The 1,715-nt window shown below is 59.2% G+C and carries 3 protein-coding genes; 2 read left to right on the forward strand and 1 reads right to left on the reverse strand.

Annotation, left to right across the window (positions count from 1 at the left end; genetic code table 11):
* The coding region (locus tag WCB02_RS22960; RefSeq protein WP_423961718.1) for a helix-turn-helix domain-containing protein at window positions 1–672 on the forward strand (672 nt) is incomplete at its 5' end.
* A 100-nt stretch (window positions 673–772) separates the two neighbouring features.
* Window positions 773–1,201 carry a VOC family protein gene (locus tag WCB02_RS22965; protein ID WP_423961720.1) on the forward strand — a complete coding sequence of 143 codons (429 nt, stop codon included), beginning with the start codon at window positions 773–775 and terminating at the stop codon, window positions 1,199–1,201.
* Window positions 1,202–1,215: 14 nt separating this feature from the next.
* Here WCB02_RS22965 and WCB02_RS22970 read toward each other — a convergent pair.
* A partial coding sequence (locus tag WCB02_RS22970) for a zinc-binding dehydrogenase (RefSeq protein ID WP_423961721.1) occupies window positions 1,216–1,715 on the reverse strand: 500 nt, incomplete at its 5' end.

A 1,715-nucleotide genomic window follows, 5' to 3' on the forward strand; every position in this document is an offset into this window, starting at 1 on the left:
GTACTTCCCGATGCATGCATCGACATCGTTCTGGTAAACGATGAGCCCCCCGTGGTGGTCGGTCCATGGACAGTTCCCTTGCTGGCTCAGTTGCCGGCTGGAAGCCTCATCACAGGAGCGCGGCTGCATCCCGGCCGCGCATCCAGCCTGCTCGGCATGCCTGCGTCGGAATTGCTCAACCAGGCAATTCCCGTAGCCGCCGTCGAGGGCGCGATGCGCAACATACGGCTGGAGAAGGTGATTGAGCAGCCAAACGCCGCAGCCCGGCGATCCGTCCTGGGCCAGGCGCTCTTGGCCCCGTTAGAAGATTCCGCCCCGTTCGATCAGGCTGTCCTGGCCGGAATCCGGTGGCTTTCGCGCCGTCCGCACGGCCGTATCGAGCAGTTGAGCCGCTGGATCGGCATGAGTGAACGTCAGCTTCATCGGCGGTTTTCGGCCGCTATTGGCTATGGTCCCAAGACATTTCAGTCAGTGATGCGTTTCCAGCGTCTGCTTAAGGCCGCGCGCGAGAAGGGCACAGAGCGAAGCCTGGCCGATCTCGCCGCAAGTGTGGGTTACGCCGATCAAGCACACATGACCCGTGAAGTGCATCGTCTCGCGAACCTACGGCCAACCGTGCTGCTGCGTTCTGCTGAATCCACCCTGCAAATGTCCGATTTGTTCAAGAGCTGATCAGCTTCTCCCGATTATCGTTTGATGCATGACGCGACGAGAGCTCATGATCGGGATAGCGGCTGCGTCAGCAATCTTCACCCTGCGAAGAGGAGATGCCATGCAAGCACCAGACAAAATCAGGGTTCTGTTCATCGCGGGTTTTGGGCCCATCGTCCGCGATGTAGAGGCCGGCCAAAAACTTTACGCGAAGGGCCTCCAGATTTCTTTCAAAGAGGAGGATGGTGGCTATCTGCACACCGACGCTCTGCAAGGCGCGAAGCATTTCGCTCTTTGGCCGCTTTCTCAGGCCGCGGAATCCTGTTTTGGTAACAGTCGCTGGCCGGATACTTTGCCGGCGCCTCAAGCGTGGCTTGAGTTTGAAGTGGAGAGTGTCGATACATCGACCGCGGAGCTTGAATCCATGGGGTATCGAATGCTGATTAAGAACAAGAAAGAACCTTGGGGCCAGACCGTCAGCCGATTTCTCGATGCAGACGGGCTACTGGTCGGGCTGACCTTCACTCCCTGGATGCGAGACAAGAAGTAGCTATAGGGCGCTCTCTAAGGTTCAAGCACAATCTTGCCGCGTGTGTGGCGCTGTTCGAGGTCTCGATAAGCTTCACGAACTTCGGCCAGGGGATATACCCGCGCGATCGGGATCTCAAGGCGTCCGGCGGCGAGTAGCCCAGCGAGTTGCGCGAGCACCTCGGCGTTCGCCGCTTCGTGGTTTCCTTCCGTCTTCACGCCATATTTGGCTGCGGCGGCGAAGTCGATGATGGTGTCGATCCGATTCTTAGCTACGCCCAACCTCAGCGCCAGCTCGACGTATCCGCCCCCGTAGGTATCGATGAAGGCATCGACCTTTCCTCCGGATGCAGCACGTATCCGTCCCTCAACACCATCCCCATATGTAACAGGGATGACATCGTGTTCGCTGAGCCACTTGTGATTCGCTTCGCCGGCCAAGCCGATCACCCGGGCGCCGGCATTCCTGGCCAGCTGTACGGCAATTGAGCCTACTCCACCCGCCGCACCTGAGATGACCACCGTCTCACCCGCGC

This window comes from Bradyrhizobium sp. (assembly GCF_049581145.1).
Taxonomy (GTDB): domain Bacteria; phylum Pseudomonadota; class Alphaproteobacteria; order Rhizobiales; family Xanthobacteraceae; genus Bradyrhizobium.